The sequence below is a fragment of the Phenylobacterium sp. genome (assembly GCF_025351295.1).
In the GTDB taxonomy this organism is placed as follows: domain Bacteria; phylum Pseudomonadota; class Alphaproteobacteria; order Caulobacterales; family Caulobacteraceae; genus Phenylobacterium.
In genome coordinates this window covers 1-15,359 of the sequence record NZ_JANXWD010000038.1, presented here as the reverse complement: position 1 = coordinate 15,359, position 15,359 = coordinate 1, and the positions used below count along the sequence as shown (strand labels likewise).

Genomic DNA, 15,359 nt, shown 5'->3' with positions numbered 1-15,359 from the left:
GTCCCTCGCCTAGCGCCGGCCCTGGCCGTCGTCGACGCGGATGCAGGTGCCGGTCACCGCGTCGGAGGTCGGGCCGACGAGGTAGAGCAGGGTGCTGTCCAGCTGCGCCGGGTCGCCGATCCGCTGGCGGGGGAACGACTTGGAGATGTCGCCGACCCTGGCCAGCATCCCGTCCATCATCTCGGAGGCGAAGGCGCCCGGGGCGATGGCGTTGACGTTGATCTCGTAGCGGGCCCATTCGACGGAGAGCGCCTCGGTCATGCGGACCACGGCGGCCTTGCTGATCGAGTAGAGGGCGGCCCCGCCGCCGCTGTAGTCGTAGGCGGCGGCCGACGAGATGCTGACGATGCGGCCGGGGGCCTTGGCCGCGATCAGCCGGCGCGCCACCTCGCAGGACAGGATGAAGGGCGCGCGGACGTTGATGTCCAGCACCCGGTCGATGAGCTCCAGCGGCATCTTGTGGGCCCGTTGGGCGTCAGGGATGCCGGCGTTGTTGACCAGGATGTCCACCAGCCCGAATTCGGCCTGCGTCGTCTCCACGGCAGCGACCAGCTGGTCGGCGTCGGTGGCGTCCATCGCAACTGCACAGGCCTGGCCGCCGCCCGCGCGGATCTCGGCGGCGAGCTCTTCCAGCCGGTCGACGCGGCGCGCGGCCAGGGCCACCCTGGCCCCGCACGCCGCCAGCACCCGGGCGAAGCGCAGGCCCAGGCCCGACGACGCGCCGGTGACGAGCGCGGTGCGACCCGAGAGGTCGGTGGAGAGGTTGGGAAGCGGGAAGCTCATGGATCGGCCCTGCCTGTTGCGTAGCTGGCGCAGACCGTGCGGCGGGTGACGCAACGCCAGTCCAGCGGCGGCGGCGATTGCGGCGAATGACCTCGCGTCACGGTTTCCACGGGCGACCCGCGGCGCCATGGTTCGGCAAAATCCGGGAGGCCTCCATGACCCTGCACACCCCGCTCTGCGACCTGCTTCAGGTGAAGCACCCGATCATGCTGGCCGGCATGGGCGGGGTCTCCTACGCCGAGCTGGCGGCGGCGGTGTCGAACGCTGGCGGCTATGGGGTGCTGGGCATGGCCGGACGCAGCCCCGATTTCATCCGCGACGAGATGCGCAAGGTCCGCAAGCTGACCGACAAGCCGTTCGGCGTCGACCTGCTGGCCGCCAGCCCGGAGAGCCTGACCGCCGCGGTGGAGATCATCATCGAGGAGGGCGCCTCGTCCTTCATCGCCGGCCTGGGCGTGCCGATGCCGATCATGGAGAAGCTCAAGAACGGCGGCCTGAAGGTGATGGTGGTCTGCGGGGCGGTGAAGCACGCGGTCAAGGCCGAGCAGGCCGGCTGCGACGCGGTGATCTGCCAGGGCGGCGAGGGCGGCGGGCACACCGGCCTGGTCGGCACCCTGCCGTTCGTGGCCCAGGCGGTGGAGGCCGTGAAGATCCCGGTGGTGGCGGCCGGCGGGCTCTATGACGGCCGCGGCCTGGCCGCGGCGCTGGCCCTGGGCGCCGTTGGCGTGTGGATGGGCACCCGGTTCATCGCCTCGGTGGAGGCCCACGCCGGGCAGATGTACCGGGACGTCATCGTCGAGGCGACCGACGAGGACACGGTGCGCACCAAGAGCTATTCCGGCAAGCCTATGCGGGTGAAGAAGAACGCCTACGTCGCCGACTGGGAGACCCGTCCGCAGGACATCCAGCCCTTCCCGCAGCAGGCGATGCTCTCCAGCCGCGCTGGGGTGATGGGCGGCATCGGCGGCCAGATCGAGGGCCTTGACATCGACAGCTCCGCCTTCGCCATGGGCCAGTCGGCGGGCGGGGTGAAGGACGTGCTGCCGGCCGCCGAGATCGTGGCCAGGATCATGGCCGAGGCGGAGGCGGCCATCGACCGCGTAGCGGCGATCAGGGGCAAGGCGGCGATCCCGGCCTAGACAAACCCCAGGTAGCGGGTGGGGAAGTTCCGGAGGCGGGGGAAGATCACGTCGATGTCGCTGTCGGAGACCCCGAACCAGCGACCCAGCGTCGCGCCGTACTGGTCCACCGAGGTGGTCGGGATCAGCGCCCCGTTGATGTTGTCCGGGTTGTTGAAGCCGCCGATGTCGACGCCCAGGGTCGGGTACTGGCCATAGATGTCGCCGCCGTTCACCGCCCCGCCCATGATGAAGTGGTGGGCGCCCCAGGCGTGGTCGGTGCCGTCGCCGTTGGTGGTGAAGCTGCGCGAGAAGTCCGAGGCGGTGAAGGTGGTCACCTGACCGCGCCGGTCAATGCCGCCGATATTGGCCAGCGCCCCGTCGAAATAGGCAAAGGCGTGGGCCACCTTGGCCAGCAGGTTCGGCTGGGTGGTGTTCTGGAAATCGTGGGTGTCCCAGCCGCCCAGGCTGACGAAGAACACCTGCCGCTTCACGCCCAGCGTCGAGCTGGCGGCGATCATCCGCGCCACCGTCTGCAGCTGCAGCGCCAGGGTGTTGGTCTCGACCTTCTGGCTGATCGGGTTGGTGTAGGCCGAGGCGGCGGGCACCGCGGTCACGATGCCCTGCGCGAAGGCGGTGTTGACGGTCGTGGCGGCCGAGATGGAGCGGGCGACGACGCTGGAGTAGTCGGCGGCGAAGTTGCTGGGCAGGCTGGTGTCGGTGATCAGGTCCTTGACCCGCGACGGCCCCAGAGAGGAGCCGAACAGGCTGGTCCCCTGCTGGCCGGTGATAACGACCGCCGGCTGGGCGCCGGTCGAGAGCTGGTACTGCACGACGGATTGACCGGAGAGGAACACGGCGTTGCCCGCCGCCGATACCGCCGTGAACAGGGTATTGGAGCCGTTCGACGCGGCCATCAGGTCGGCGAAGCGGCCGCCCCAGCCGGTCCGCGCTCCCTCGGTCGAGAGCGCCTGCCAGGTCGACTGCTGGTCGTTGTGCGAGAACAGGCTGGTGGGCAGGCCTACGGACTTGGCCTGGTACTGCGCCTTGCTGGTCGGCTGGATCAGGGTGCCGACATTGGCCAGGATCGCCAGCCGTCCCTGGTTGAACAGCCCCTGCATGGGGCCCAGGAACGGGTGCAGGCCGAAGGTCCGGGTCGAGGCGCTGGTGCCGTCCGGAATCTTCTGGACGGTCCGGGGCGCGATCGGCAGCACCCCGCCCCAGGCCTCCGGCGAGCCGAGGTCCGACACCCGGCCGGTGACGGGATTGACCTGGCCCGGCGGGGTCGGCGCGGTCCCCACCGGCAGCAGGGCGATCGGATCGCTGCCGGTGTTGCGGGTGGTGAAGTAGCGGCCAAAGCTGTCCGGGTCGGTGGCCAGCACCGTGTTGTGGGAATCGTTGCCGCCAAACAGGAAGACGCAGACCAGCGCGCGATAGTCCGGCGCCGACTGCCCGGCCGCCGAGCCGGCCGCCGCCAGTTGCAGGGCGAAGGGCGCGCCGACCCCCAGGGCCGACATCGCCCCGCCCAGCTTCAGCAGATGCCGGCGATCCATCGGCCCGCTCATCGCTGCACCAGGTATTCGGAGGAGGCCATGGTCATGAACACCGCCAGCTTGGCGCGGTTGAGCAGCGCCGCGTTCACCGCCGTGCCGCTGGCCGGCACGGCGATCGCCCCCACGGCCTCGACGATGCGGCCACGCAGCGTCGCCGACATCCGGCCATTGAGCAGCAGCAGGTTCATCCGGTCGGCCAGGGCGCCGGTGTCGTTGGCGATGGCGATCTCCGCGGGATAGGCGGCGCGCACGTCGCGGACCCCGCCGGTGGCGTTGCCGATCCCGGTGTCGATGGTCGTCTGCATGGTGTTGAGGTAGCCGGCGACCGTGACCTCGTCGACGATCTGGAATTCCGGGGCCAGCAGGCCGGCGGTTCCGACGCGGGTGTTGGGCGGCGAGTAGCCGGGCCGGAAGAAGTTGAACACCGACGGCGCGGTCAGCGCCGACTGGCTGAGCGAGGTGTTGGCGCTGGTCGAGGCGATCAGCCACTCGCCGCTCTGCGAGGTCGCCCCGAACGCCCGGGCCCAGTTGGTCACCCGCACCATCGGCTCACGCAGCTTGCCGAAGTTGAGGCCGCCGGCCGTGGTGGCGCTGCGCGCCTCGTCGTCCAGCAGGATCGCCCGGACCACCGCCGACATGTCACCCCGCACGCCCTTGCCGTTGTCGTTGAACACCGCCGCCACCCGGCCGACGTAGGCGGGGCTGGGATTGCTGGTCACCAGCCGCTGGATCAGCTGCCGGGAGACGAAGGGCCCGACGTTCGGGTCGTTGAACAGGGTGTCCAGGGCGATCTTCAGGTCGCCGGCCGGATTGGAGACCGTCGAGGCGGGGATGGTCGTGCCCAGGAAGGTCTTGCCGCTGAGCGAGTGGAAGTTCGGATAGGGGATCATCGAACGCACCGTGGCGTCGACGTTCTTGGCCCCGCCCCGGAAGGTGCCGTTGGTGGGGGTCGGCGAATAGTAGCTGTAGCCGGTGAACACCTTGGCCAGTCCGCTGATGTCGTCGGCGGTGTAGGTGGGCAGCGGCCGGCCGGACGGGTCGGTCTTCACCGTGCCGTCCAGGTTCAGCTGATAGAGGCCGATCGTCATCAGTTGCATGACCTCGCGGGCGTAGTTCTCGTCCGGATGGGCGCCGGTGGCCAGGTCCTCCTTCTGGTTGCCCAGCCAGGTCAGGTAGACCCCCATCATCGGGTGCAGGGTCACCTGCTCGAGCAGGGTCCGGAAGTTGCCAAAGGCGTTGGCGCCCAGCATGTCGTAGTAGGCCGCCGCCCCGCGCGGATCGACGTTGGTGTCCGTCAGCGAGACCACGAAGATCTCGGACAGCGCCAGCTTCATCCGTTGCCGCAGCTGGTCGGGCCCGGTGACCGCCTGATCCCAGTACGAATAGTAGAAGTCCACCGGGTTGAGGGTCGCCATCGGATTGACGGCCTTCAGCGCCACCAGTCGCGCCTCGACGTCTGACTGGTGGCTGGCCGGCGCCGGCATGACGATCTGCTGGTCGATCCAGGCGGAATAGCCGCTGGCGCGAACCTGGCCGATGGTGGGGTCGGTGGCGCCGTAGGTGGCCTGGGTCAGGAAGCGTGCGGCCTCGGCGGCGGTCGGCGCTGCGCCGCCGCTGCTGCTTCCGGTTCCTCGGGCCCCGCTGCAGCTGGCGAGCGCCAGGGCAGCCAGGACACCCAGCCAGCGCGGGGTGCGCGGCATCTAGTCCCCCAGTCTTGGACGCTCCTCGCGTTATCCGGAGCTTGTCCACTTGCACGTCGCATGTCTATCCGATCCGTCGTCCCCGCGACCCACAACCCCCGCGACATATTTACACGCGTTGCACGTGTGCTGGCGGTTGCGATTGTACGCCGGCCCGGTCCGGGTAACATCGCCGCGTCAGGGGAACGCGGCATGGCCACCTTCACTGCCGGGGACGTCGGCGTCGATTTCGACCTGCTCGATATCGGCCCGCTGATCGGCGGCGCGCCGTTCGGGACTACGCCGACCTCCTCGGGCCTGACGGTCGGCGGGATCTCCACCTCGATCTTCGGCGTGGATTTCCAGTTTGGCGCAGGCGGTCCGCCCACTGCCGGGACCATCAACCGGATCGTCGTCAACGAGGGCGGCGCGCGGGTCTATGACATCGACGGCCTGCACCTCGCGGCGGCGACCTTTCGCGGCTGGGTGATCGCCGACGACAACGCCTCGGCCGAGTCGGGGATCTTCTCCGGCTCGGACTCGATGACCGGCTCGGCCTTCGACGACCGCCTGCGCGGCTTCGCGGGCGACGACAGCATGGTCGGCGGCGCGGGCTCGGACGACCTGGACAGCGGCGACGGCAACGACAGCGTCGCCGGCGGGGTCGGCAACGACACCATTTCCGACCCGACGGGCGTCAACTACCTGCGCGGCGAGGAGGGCGACGACAGCATCGTCGGCGGGGTCGGCTTCGACGACGCCAATGGCAACATGGGCAACGACACGATCTCGACCGGACCGGGCGACGACTATTGCGTCGGCGGCAAGGACAGCGACCTGCTGTTCGGCGACGACGGCGCCGATTTCGTCTACGGCAACCTGGGCGACGACACCTGCAACGGCGGCGCCGGGAACGACATCGTGCGCGGTGGCCAGGGGAACGACACGCTCTCCGGCGGGGACGGCGCCGACTTCGTCTCCGGCGACCGCGGCGACGACACCATGATCGGCGGCGCCGGGGCCGACATCTTCCATTCCTCGAGCGACGCGGGCATCGACCGGGTGCTGGATTTCAGCCTCGCTGAGGGAGACCGGGTGCAACTCGACCCCGGCACGACCTACAGCGTGGCCCAGGTGGGCGCCGACACGATCATCACCATGAGCGCGGGCCAGGTGGTGCTGGTCGGCGTGTCGATGTCCAGCCTGCTCTCCAGCAGCATCTTCATCGCCTAGGCGCGGGAGAGATCGCCCTGGCCCGCTCAGCTCCGCCCTGTTCGGCTCTGCCCAGTTCAGCTTTGATCGTCATCGCCGCGGCGACCGCCCTGGCGGCCGGCTCGGCGCGGGCCGGCGAGGTGTTCCTCGGCGGCTACTATCACGACGTGGACGACGGGATTTCCTATGGCCGCTTCGAGAAAGGCGCCCAGATCGTCGCCGGCGTCCGCACCACCGCGCTGGACGAACTGGCGTTCCTCGGCAAGCCGCGTGTGCACCTGCTGATCGGCGTCAACTCCGCGGGCGGGACCGACTATGTGGCCAGCGGCCTGTCCTGGCGCTTCAGGCTGACCGAGCGGATCTACATCCAGCCGGGGATCGGGGTGGCGATCCAGGACGGCCCGGTCAACCTGCCATCCCCGGACGAGCCGGGACTCAGCCCCCAGGAGCGCCTGAACCGGCTGCACGACTTCAAGACGAAACTCGACCTGGGGTCGCGAGTGCTGTTCGAGCCGGAGCTTTCGGTGGGCTGGAAGGCGACGCCGCGGATCTCGGTCGAGGCCTCCTGGATCCACCTGAGCCACGCCCGACTGGCCGGCCACTACAACCCCGGCGTCGCCGACGTCGGCCTGCGGCTGGTCTATCGCTATGGCCTGGATCGCTAGACCGCGTTGGCCAGATAGGCGACCGGGTCGCGCAGGAAGTCCGCGGCGTCGGCGAGGCAGCCCTGCCAGGCCAGCAGGTGGGTCGCGACGTCGTCGCGGGTCATGCTCTTCAGCAGGATCGCCGAATAGACCACATGCGCCTGGCCGGCCCGGTCCTGGTAGACGCGGCACATCACCGAGGTCTGGTTGAAACCGTTGACCTGAGCGCCGGTCACGGTGGCCGACCCCTGGGCGTGGTCCAGGAGTACGGCGCCACAGGCGCGTCCCTGTGGATTGCAGCCGGCGAACTGCATCGAGAACGTCGCGGCCGAGGAGGTAACCGCCACGAACACCGCATCGTCCTCGCGGCGGCTGGTCTGGGCCTTGGCGCCGGCCGCGTCGAGGATCGACATCAGGCCCTGGGGGTTGGTGGCGTCGAAGGTCCCGGCGGTGGTGGTCGCCGGGGGCTTGGCAGGCGCGGGGGCGGCCTTCGCGGTCACCGCCTTCGCGGCCGCGGGTCTGGCGGGTGGTGTCTTCGGCGCGGGCGCGGCGGCCAGGCACAGCAGGGCGGCCGGCAGCAGGAGAGCGGATCGGGACAGGGTCATATCGGATCGCTAACAGAGCCGGAAGTCTGGCGCGAGTATGGCCATCGGGTTTCCGTTACGGGCGCCGGGACCATGCTTGCCGCAGCTGAGACGGCGACTCGCGCGACCGGGGTATTAGATCCTGAGGCTCAAGCTAAGCCTTTGGAACTATTTCACACTTCAGCCTGCATCGCCCTACATCTTGACCGCCGCGGCATCGCAGCGTCTATGTGCGCGCAAAGTCACGGCCGCAGGGCCGAGACCGCAAGAATCAGGTCCAGGAGAAGACAACGGTGAAGACGCCCAAAGTAAGCGGCTTGGGAGCCCTTCGGCTGGCCATGGCGATGCTAGCCATCCTGATGGTTCCGGCCTCGGCGATGGCGAAGGACAAGCCGCCCGCGCCGGCGGTCTCCGCGGAAGCGCGCAAGGCGGGCATGGCCAAGGCGCCGGCCGTCGTCACGGCCGCGGGCCTGCCCTGCCAGGTCTCCGATGCTCGCCTGATCGGCGAGGATAAGAAGGCCAAGCAATCCTATTACGAAGTGGCCTGCGGCGCGGGCATGATGGGCTATGTGCTGCAAGCGCCCGAGGCCGGGACGCCCACCGCCTACAGCTGCATCGAGGCCAACACGCCGCCGGCCCCCGGCCAGCCGGCGTCGGCCCCTTGCCTGCTCAGCGGCAACGCCGAGCCGAAGGCCCTGCTGGGTCCGATGATGAAGGCGTCCGGCGTGGACTGCGTGCCGACCCAGGCGCGCGGCATCGGCCAGACCAAGGCGAACACCTACATGGAAGTCGTCTGCCAGAGCGGCGCCGGCTACATCCTGCTCGGGAGCGTGCCGTTCGACAGCGCCAAGCCGCTACAGGCCCAGAACTGCCTGATGTACGACGACGCCGAAACCAACATCAAATGCAACCTCAGCGACAAGGCCACGCGTCTGGCGTTGATCGACAAGATCGCCGTCGCCGCAAACAACGGCTGCGCCGTGAAGGACCGGCGGTTCGTCGGCATGTCGAAGGACGGCTCGACCTACTACGAAGCCTCCTGCCAGGACGGGAAGGGCTACATCTACAAGGCCGACAACACCGGCGCCCTGAAGGAATCCTATGAGTGCGCCAAGGCCACCCAGATCCTGGGCGGCTGCGAACTGACCGACGCGCGCGCGGCGCTGACCGAACAGGCCGGCCTCTACACCAAGCTGGCCAAGGCCGCGGGCGGCAGCTGCGACGTCGACAAATATGCCCTGTTCCCGCCGAAGCCCGGCGAGGAAGACGTCGAGCTGGTGTGCAAGGACGGTTCGGGCGCCATCGGCGTCTTCAAGTCCGGTGGCAAGGGCAGCATGGTGCTGGACTGCGGCCACGCCCCGGTGGCCGGTTTCAAGTGCTCGATGAGCAAGGACGGCGGCCTGGGCGCGCTCACCGCAGACCTGAAAAAGTTCAAGGCGGACACGACCTGCGTCGTCTCCAACAGCCGCCTGGTCGGCAAGACGGACAAGGGCACGACTTATGTCGAAGTGGCCTGCGCTGACAAGCTGAAGGGCTACATGGTCGAATACCAGAGCCAACCCACCGTCAGCCCCATCGCCGTCACCGGCTGCGCGCTGGCCGGTGGCTGCAAGCTGCCGGGCAACATCTAGACCTCCAGTCCGGGTTGGACCTGAGGGCCCGCGGAGCGATCCGCGGGCCTTTTCGTTGCGCCACCCAAAGCGTTGCTGGCGCGCCTGTGCGCGTCGCCCGACCTAAATCTTCGCCTCGATGAACATGGGGCCGCGCTGGGCCATGGCGCCGGCGAAGGCGGTTTCGAAGGCCTCGGCGGTTGAGCAGCTGACCGCCGGGAGGCCCAGGCCCTTGGCCACCGAGACGAAGTCGATGTTGGGGTCGCCCAGCTCCAGCAGCTTGCGGGCCGAGGGGCCGGCGTCGCCGGCGCCGGTGCGCTGCATCTCGATGTTGAGGATCCGGTAGGTATAGTTGGCGAAGATCACGACGGTGATGTCGAGGTTCTCCCGCGCCATCGTCCACAGCGCCTGGATCGTGTACATCGCCGACCCGTCGCCGTTGAGCGATAGCACCTTGCGGTTCGGCGCCGCCACCGCCGCGCCGATGGCCAGCGGCAGGCCGATGCCGATCGCGCCGCCAGTCAGTGCCAGCACCTCGTGCGGCCGTGCGGTCGCGGCCGCCGCGGCGACCCCCGCGCCGGAGGTCACGGCGTCGTCGCAGACGATGGCGCCCTCCGGCATGTGCCGGGCGATGGAGGCGCCGACCGTATAGGCGGTCAGCTTGCCGGTCGGGGCGGCGTCCGGCAGGGCCAGCGCCTGGGTGGGGCCTTCCTTGGGCGCGCCCAGGGCGTCGGCCAGGGCGGCGAGGCCGGCGACCGAGTCCTCGCTACGCTCGACCAGGGTCAGGCTGGCGCAGCCTTCCGGGACCAGCACGCTGGGGCGGTTCGGATAGGCGAAGAAGGCCACCGGCATGGCGGTGCCGGCATAGACCATCAGATCGACGCCCTGGAGCTCGGCCAGGGCCATCTCGCCGAAGTACTGCATGCGCTTGGGCGCGAAGGCGCCGGCGCCGCGCGGCGTGCGGGCGATGAAGGTGTCGCTGTAGACGGTGACGCCCACGGCCTGCAGGCGGGCGGCTTCCCGGACCCCGGCCGCGAGGCAGGCCTGGCCGCCGATCAGCACCACGGGATTCCTGGCGGCCTTGATCGCCTTGGCGGCGGCCTCGATGGCGGCGGCGGCCGGCGCGGGCCGCACGGGTGTCTGGGCGATGACGGGTTCGCCCTGAGCTGGCAGCCAGGCGCTGTCGGCCGGCAGGATCAGGCTGACCGGGCCGCCCGGCGGTCCATAGCTGGCGGCGACCGCCTCGGCGGCGAGGCCGGCCACGCTGTCGGGGCTGTCCGCCGACTTCGCCCAGATCGAGTTGGGCTTCACCAGGGTGGCGATGTCGGAGTTCAGCGGCGCGTCGTACTGGCGGTGATAGGTGGCGTGGTCGCCCACCACGTTTACGATCGGGGTGTAGGCGCGCCGCGCATTGTGCAGGTTGGCGACGCCGTTGCCGTAGCCGGGCCCCAGGTGCAGCAGGGTGCAGGCGGGCTTGCCGGCCATGCGGCCGTAGCCGTCGGCGGCGCCGGTGGCCACCCCTTCGAACTGGCACAGCACCGGGCGCATGGCCGGCACGCCGTCAAGGGCGGCCACGAACTGCATCTCGGAGGTGCCGGGGTTGGCGAAACAGGCAGTGACCTCATTGGCCACCAGGGTCGCGATCAGGGCGTCGGCGCCGTTCATCAGAACACCATCACGTCAGGAGAGGGGGGATCGGCGAACAGGCGCTCGACGGCGTCGGCTCGGCGGCTGCGGGCGAGGCTCTGGGCGATGTAGCCCTTGTCGGTGATCTCGCCCGAGGCAGGGTCGGGGGCGTCCGGCAGCATGAGGGCGCGGGCGACCCTGCCGCCGCTACCCTGGGCCCTGGCGTTGAAGGCCGCGAGCCCGGCGCGGACGGCGGCGTCGATCTCGGCGCGCGGCATCGTCGGGTTGGGATAGAGCAGCAAGCCGACCTGATCCCCGTTCTCGCCGCACACGACCGCATCGGTGGCCGCGCTGCCGATGGCGTTGAGGGCGCTGATCCTGAGGTCGCCGACCATGACAAAGGTGCCGGAGGCCAGCTTGAAGTTCTCGGAGATGCGGCCGTCGAACACCAGGCCCGCATGGGGGTCGGCCGGGTCGGCGAAGCGCGCCGCGTCCCCCAGGCGGTAGAACCCCTCATCGTCGAAGGCGGCGGCGGACAACTCCGGCTGGTTCAGGTAGCCCGGCGCGATCTGCGGCCCCTTCACCCGGAACTCCATCTTGCCGGCCTCGGGCAGCAGGCGCACCGAGGTCCCGGGCAGAGGAAGTCCCATCAGGCCCATCCGGGTGTTGGGCCAGTGCACGTTGGAGGCGGTGGGCCCGGTCTCGGTGGCGCCATAGCCTGACCCGAACGAGATGCGCTCGCCGACCGTGCGCACGGCCACCGCCTGGATGCGGTCCGCATAGGCCTGGCCAAGCGCCGCGCCGCCGTACTGCAGCAGGCGCACCCGGGCGAAGAAGGTGCGGGCCAGGGCCTCATCCTGTTCCAGCGCCTCGGCGAACAGCATCCAGGCTGCCGGCACCATGTTCTGGTAGGTCGGCGAAATCTTTTTGAGGTTCCGCACCGTTTCGCCGAACCGCGCGGCCGTCGGCTGGCCCGCGTCGATGTAGAGCGTGGCGCCGCGGTGCAGACCGTAATGCAGGATGGCGTTGGCGCCCAAGGAGTGGCTCCAGGGCGCGGAGTGCACAAGCACCGGCGGGTCCGGATCGTCGAACACCGCAGTGATCTGGGCGGCGTTGCAGGCCATGTTCCGGTGCAGGCAGATCACCGCCTTGGGCAGGCCCGTCGAGCCAGAGGTCAGCAGGTACTTGGCGTGCTGGTCGGGCTGGGCCGTCGGCTCGGCCGAACCCGCGTCGTAGAGGCGCGCCAGGGCGATATCGCCCGGCCGCGGGTTGGCGGCGGCGATCACCGGCAGGCCGGCCAGGATCTCGGCGCCCAGGCCCTCGGCGAACAGCGCCGCATCCTCGGTGTAGACCGCCGCGGGGCTCAGCACCTGGCAGGCGTGGGTCAGGCGCGCGAGGTTGGCGCCCGGCATCCCGTACTGGGGCGAGACCGGCGCCACCGGCATGCCCTGGCCCATGGCGGCGTAGGCGATGAGGGCGTGGTCGATGTTGTTGCGCGCCAGGATCAGCAGCGGCCGATCGCCGACCACGCCCAGGCTGCGCAGGCCGGCGGCCAGCGCGCAGACCCGCTGCCACCCCTCCGCGTAGGTCAGGGTCCGCCAGCCGTGGCCGGAGCGTTCGGCCAGCCAGACGCGGTCCGGCGCCGCGGCCGCCCAATGGGCGAGCGGGGCGATCGTCGTCTGGAACGCGGTCGAGAACGTCGCGGGGTTGGAAAGAATCACCTCGCCGCCGGGCCGCTCGATGACGTCCAGCCGGCGCGGCGCATAGCGCGGGTCCCGGAACGGGGCAGTCGAGGGGCGGCGCTCGGCGTCCATGACCGCGAGGGTTACGGGCGCGCGGCCAGAAAGGGAAGTCCCCGCGCCGCGCGGGCTCAGCCGCCGAGAGACCGCTGGCGAGGACGGCGAGGGCGAAAGCGCGGCCGATCCGGCCAGCGGCGATCGATGGCGTACCTGACTTCATTTTCGACGACTCCACGCGAACAACCCGCCGCGGCAAACCTCGCGCACGGCAGAATCCGGCCCGCAGTGGTCCACGGGCCCTCAAGCCGTGTCGCATGGGCCAGCGGTGGGCCGCGTCATCCACCTGGATGAGACCAGGTGATTTTCGCGGGCCGGCGGCGGGTTGGCTCACGCCCGTTCAACCCCGCGGGTTCGCCTCCAGGGCGAAGTGGCTTGAGGTCTATCGGCCCTGTGCCGATGATGATCGCGGGTGTGGGTTCGACCCGCTCACCTTGATGGCAAGACTCGGTGGGCGTCATGACAAGCCGCGAAGCCTTTCTGGACGACCTCTATGAAGCCGCGGTCGACGCCACCCTGTGGCCCCGCCTGCTGCGGCGTTTCGCCGAACTGGCTGGCGGACACGATGCGGTGCTGCGGTCCTACGACCTGTTCACCGAGGCGGGGACCGTGGTCGCCGGACACCTCGACGCCTCGGTTCTGGAAGCCAACTTCCGCCAGTTCACGACGCAGAATCCGCTGAAGACGCCTTTGGACCAGCTCGCCCAGTCCAAATGGTATCCGGGATACAAGCGCGACATCGACTGGCTGCCCAAGGAAGACTTCGTCCGAACCGCGTACTACAATGATTTCTATAAGAAATTCGACATCTACTCCGATGTCTCCATCGGATTCGCCAGCGTGAATTCCCACTGGACCGGCGTGGATATCTATCGGTCCGAGAAACAAGGGCCCTTCACCGGCGACGACCTGGCGCTCTGCATGTCGCTGGATCCGCATATGACCCGGGCGATGCGGCTGGCCCGCACGGTTTCGGGCGCCCGCAGCGTGGGGAGAGCCTAGCGGAGCTCGTCGACAGAAGCCCCAACAGCCTGTTCCTGCTGAACCGCGCGGGTGTGGTCCGGCACATGAATGCGGCAGGACATCGTCTGATCGCGCGCGGGCGGGGCGTGGGGGTGCGGGGGGACCGCCTCACCTGCGCCCGCGCACGGCGACACCCAGTGCCTGCAGCGGCTGATCGATCGGGCCGGGGATGCCGACCGGCGCATGGGCGGGTCCATGGGCCTGGCCGCCGCGGGGGGACAACAGCGGCTGTTCATCGAGGTCGCGCCGCTCGCCGCCCGCCACGCCTGGCCGATCACGGACGGGCCGGCCGTCCTGGTGAGCATCGCCGACCAGGACGCCCACGGCGAGCTTTCGGAACCGATGCTGCGGGACCTGTTCGACCTGACCCCGGCTGAAATCCGGGTGGCGGCGGCGCTGTTCGAAGGCCTGGAGCCGGCCAAGGTGGCGGAACGCCTGAAGGTCGCCATGCCGACGATCCGGAGCCACTTGGTCCACATCTACGCCAAGACGGGCGCGACGGGCCAAAGCGACCTCTGTCGGCGGCTCGCCCGGCTGGCGCGTCACTGAGCGAGTTCAGCAGGGCGCCGCCGCCCTGAGGGCGAGTTGACGCTCGAGGTAGAGCCGTTCAGCCGGCGCGGGATTGAGCGCGAGCGCGGCGCGCCAGGCCAGTCTGGCGGTGGCGCGGTCTCCGGCCATGATCGAGAGCCCGGCCAGCGCCGCCTGGTAGGGCAGCCAGGCTTCGACCCCCTGGATGGCGCGGAGCGCGGCGAGGCCGGCTTCGGGCCCGTGGGCCTCGCCGAGGGCGACGGCGCGATTGACGGCGGCGGCGGCGTGGGGGCGGAGCTCGACCAGGATGTCATAGAGGGCGGCGATATCGGGCCAGGGGGTGATGCCGGTCTCGGCGCGGCTGCAATGCGCCGCATGGATAGTGGCAAGGATCTGGCGCGGGCCGCTGTGGCTCAGGGCGGCGGCGCGCTCCAGGAGGGCGGCGGCTTCGGCGATCAGGTCGGGGCGCCACAGGGCGGTGTCCTGCTCGGGCGGCGGAACCATGGCGCCGGCGTCGTCCAGGCGGGCGGGGCGCCGCGCCTCGGCCAGCCGGACCAGGGCGGCCAGGCCCAACACCTCGGGTTCGGCCGGCATGAGCTCGGCCAGCAGTCCGGAGAGGCGCAGGACCTCGGCGGCGAAGCCGGCGGTCTCGTCGGCCAGGGCGGCGTCCTCATAGGCCTGGGCGTAGGCGATCTCCAGGGTGGTCAGCACCGCTTCCAGCCGGTCGGGCCATGCCTCGCGGCCCGGGACCTCGAAGGGCACGCCGGCGGCGGCGATCTTCTTCTTGGCCCGCGTGATCCGCTGCAGCATGGCCGGCTCGGCGACGAAGAAGGCGCGGGCCAGACGCGGCGTGGAGAGGCCGCAGACCACCTTCAGGGTCAGGGCGGCCCGTGAGTCCGGGGCAATGGCGGGATGGCAGCACACGAAGATCAGCTTCAGCCGCTCGTCGGGGATCGGATCGTCCGCGGCCATCAGCGCCTCCTCGGGCGTGGGCAGGGGGTCGGGCGGATCGAGCTGGGCGCGGGTGCGCACGGCGGCGCGGCGCTTCGCATCGATGGCGCGCCGCAGCGCCGCGCGCCACAGCCAGGCGGCCGGGTCGCGCGGCGGCTGGTTCGGCCAGGCGACAAGGGCGGCGGCGCTGGCGTCGGCGAAGGCGTCCTCGGCCAGGTCCAGGTCGCGCAGCCGCGCGGCCAGCGCGGCGAC

The 15,359-nt window shown here is 70.2% G+C and carries 13 protein-coding genes; 6 read left to right on the top strand and 7 right to left on the bottom strand.

Annotated features, from left to right (window positions below):
• Nucleotides 1-9 precede the first annotated feature (9 nt).
• On the bottom strand, nucleotides 10-783 hold the full coding sequence (locus Q0R13_RS05755; RefSeq protein WP_293900813.1) for an SDR family NAD(P)-dependent oxidoreductase: 774 nt from the start codon (nucleotides 781-783) through the stop codon (nucleotides 10-12).
• A 155-nt stretch (nucleotides 784-938) separates the two neighbouring features.
• On the opposite strand from Q0R13_RS05755, the gene Q0R13_RS05750 reads away from it, so the two are divergent.
• Nucleotides 939-1,922: a nitronate monooxygenase family protein gene (locus Q0R13_RS05750; RefSeq protein ID WP_293900810.1), complete on the top strand. Its 984-nt coding sequence runs from the start codon at nucleotides 939-941 to the stop codon at nucleotides 1,920-1,922.
• Here Q0R13_RS05750 and Q0R13_RS05745 read toward each other — a convergent pair.
• Together Q0R13_RS05745 and Q0R13_RS05740 are read right to left on the bottom strand one after the other, a co-directional pair.
• Nucleotides 1,919-3,454 carry a DUF1501 domain-containing protein gene (locus Q0R13_RS05745; RefSeq protein WP_293900807.1) on the bottom strand — a complete coding sequence of 512 codons (1,536 nt, stop codon included), beginning with the start codon at nucleotides 3,452-3,454 and terminating at the stop codon, nucleotides 1,919-1,921. The two genes, Q0R13_RS05750 and Q0R13_RS05745, sit on opposite strands and share 4 nt — an antisense overlap.
• A gap of 8 nt (nucleotides 3,455-3,462) precedes the next feature.
• Nucleotides 3,463-5,154: a DUF1800 domain-containing protein gene (locus tag Q0R13_RS05740; RefSeq protein WP_293900804.1), complete on the bottom strand. Its 1,692-nt coding sequence runs from the start codon at nucleotides 5,152-5,154 to the stop codon at nucleotides 3,463-3,465.
• A gap of 192 nt (nucleotides 5,155-5,346) precedes the next feature.
• Between Q0R13_RS05740 and Q0R13_RS05735 the strand changes: the two genes are divergently transcribed.
• Both Q0R13_RS05735 and Q0R13_RS05730 read left to right on the top strand, forming a co-directional pair.
• Nucleotides 5,347-6,366, top strand: a complete 1,020-nt coding sequence (locus Q0R13_RS05735) for a calcium-binding protein (protein WP_293900801.1) — start codon at nucleotides 5,347-5,349, stop codon at nucleotides 6,364-6,366.
• Nucleotides 6,367-6,428: 62 nt separating this feature from the next.
• A complete protein-coding gene (locus tag Q0R13_RS05730) occupies nucleotides 6,429-7,010 on the top strand; it encodes an acyloxyacyl hydrolase (RefSeq protein ID WP_293900798.1) in 582 nt (193 codons plus the stop codon).
• Here Q0R13_RS05730 and Q0R13_RS05725 read toward each other — a convergent pair.
• Nucleotides 7,007-7,594, bottom strand: coding sequence for a hypothetical protein (locus Q0R13_RS05725; RefSeq protein WP_293900795.1), 588 nt, complete (start codon nucleotides 7,592-7,594; stop codon nucleotides 7,007-7,009). The genes Q0R13_RS05730 and Q0R13_RS05725 overlap by 4 nt on opposite strands.
• Nucleotides 7,595-7,911: 317 nt before the next feature.
• On the opposite strand from Q0R13_RS05725, the gene Q0R13_RS05720 reads away from it, so the two are divergent.
• The gene (locus tag Q0R13_RS05720) at nucleotides 7,912-9,204 is read left to right on the top strand and encodes a hypothetical protein (protein ID WP_293900792.1); all 1,293 of its coding nucleotides are present in this window, start codon (nucleotides 7,912-7,914) and stop codon (nucleotides 9,202-9,204) included.
• Nucleotides 9,205-9,306: 102 nt separating this feature from the next.
• Here the strand turns inward: Q0R13_RS05720 and Q0R13_RS05715 are convergent, their stop codons facing one another.
• Both Q0R13_RS05715 and Q0R13_RS05710 read right to left on the bottom strand, forming a co-directional pair.
• Nucleotides 9,307-10,848: an acetolactate synthase large subunit gene (locus Q0R13_RS05715; RefSeq protein ID WP_293900789.1), complete on the bottom strand. Its 1,542-nt coding sequence runs from the start codon at nucleotides 10,846-10,848 to the stop codon at nucleotides 9,307-9,309.
• Nucleotides 10,848-12,623 (bottom strand): AMP-binding protein, encoded by a 1,776-nt coding sequence (locus Q0R13_RS05710; RefSeq protein ID WP_293900786.1) that lies wholly within the window; start codon nucleotides 12,621-12,623, stop codon nucleotides 10,848-10,850. Before Q0R13_RS05710 ends, Q0R13_RS05715 begins: the two co-directional genes overlap by 1 nt.
• A gap of 441 nt (nucleotides 12,624-13,064) precedes the next feature.
• On the opposite strand from Q0R13_RS05710, the gene Q0R13_RS05705 reads away from it, so the two are divergent.
• Together Q0R13_RS05705 and Q0R13_RS05700 are read left to right on the top strand one after the other, a co-directional pair.
• Nucleotides 13,065-13,607: a hypothetical protein gene (locus Q0R13_RS05705; protein WP_293900783.1), complete on the top strand. Its 543-nt coding sequence runs from the start codon at nucleotides 13,065-13,067 to the stop codon at nucleotides 13,605-13,607.
• 204 nt (nucleotides 13,608-13,811) lie between these two features.
• Nucleotides 13,812-14,177, top strand: a complete 366-nt coding sequence (locus tag Q0R13_RS05700) for a helix-turn-helix transcriptional regulator (RefSeq protein ID WP_293900781.1) — start codon at nucleotides 13,812-13,814, stop codon at nucleotides 14,175-14,177.
• A 6-nt stretch (nucleotides 14,178-14,183) separates the two neighbouring features.
• Here the strand turns inward: Q0R13_RS05700 and Q0R13_RS05695 are convergent.
• Nucleotides 14,184-15,359, bottom strand: a 1,176-nt coding sequence (locus Q0R13_RS05695; RefSeq protein ID WP_293900778.1) for a DUF6596 domain-containing protein, incomplete at its 5' end; no start/stop codon positions are given.

Excerpts from the sequence above, each read along its gene's own strand:
- Q0R13_RS05705 (WP_293900783.1), top strand. The coding sequence starts at position 13,065 with ATGACAAGCCGCGAAGCCTTTCTGGACGACCTCTATGAAGCCGCGGTC.
- Q0R13_RS05710 (WP_293900786.1), bottom strand. The coding sequence starts at position 12,623 with ATGGACGCCGAGCGCCGCCCCTCGACTGCCCCGTTCCGGGACCCGCGC.
- Q0R13_RS05715 (WP_293900789.1), bottom strand. The coding sequence starts at position 10,848 with ATGAACGGCGCCGACGCCCTGATCGCGACCCTGGTGGCCAATGAGGTC.
- Q0R13_RS05745 (WP_293900807.1), bottom strand. The coding sequence starts at position 3,454 with ATGGATCGCCGGCATCTGCTGAAGCTGGGCGGGGCGATGTCGGCCCTG.
- Q0R13_RS05700 (WP_293900781.1), top strand. The coding sequence starts at position 13,812 with ATGGGCGGGTCCATGGGCCTGGCCGCCGCGGGGGGACAACAGCGGCTG.
- Q0R13_RS05735 (WP_293900801.1), top strand. The coding sequence starts at position 5,347 with ATGGCCACCTTCACTGCCGGGGACGTCGGCGTCGATTTCGACCTGCTC.
- Q0R13_RS05720 (WP_293900792.1), top strand. The coding sequence starts at position 7,912 with ATGGCGATGCTAGCCATCCTGATGGTTCCGGCCTCGGCGATGGCGAAG.
- Q0R13_RS05755 (WP_293900813.1), bottom strand. The coding sequence starts at position 783 with ATGAGCTTCCCGCTTCCCAACCTCTCCACCGACCTCTCGGGTCGCACC.
- Q0R13_RS05725 (WP_293900795.1), bottom strand. The coding sequence starts at position 7,594 with ATGACCCTGTCCCGATCCGCTCTCCTGCTGCCGGCCGCCCTGCTGTGC.
- Q0R13_RS05750 (WP_293900810.1), top strand. The coding sequence starts at position 939 with ATGACCCTGCACACCCCGCTCTGCGACCTGCTTCAGGTGAAGCACCCG.
- Q0R13_RS05740 (WP_293900804.1), bottom strand. The coding sequence starts at position 5,154 with ATGCCGCGCACCCCGCGCTGGCTGGGTGTCCTGGCTGCCCTGGCGCTC.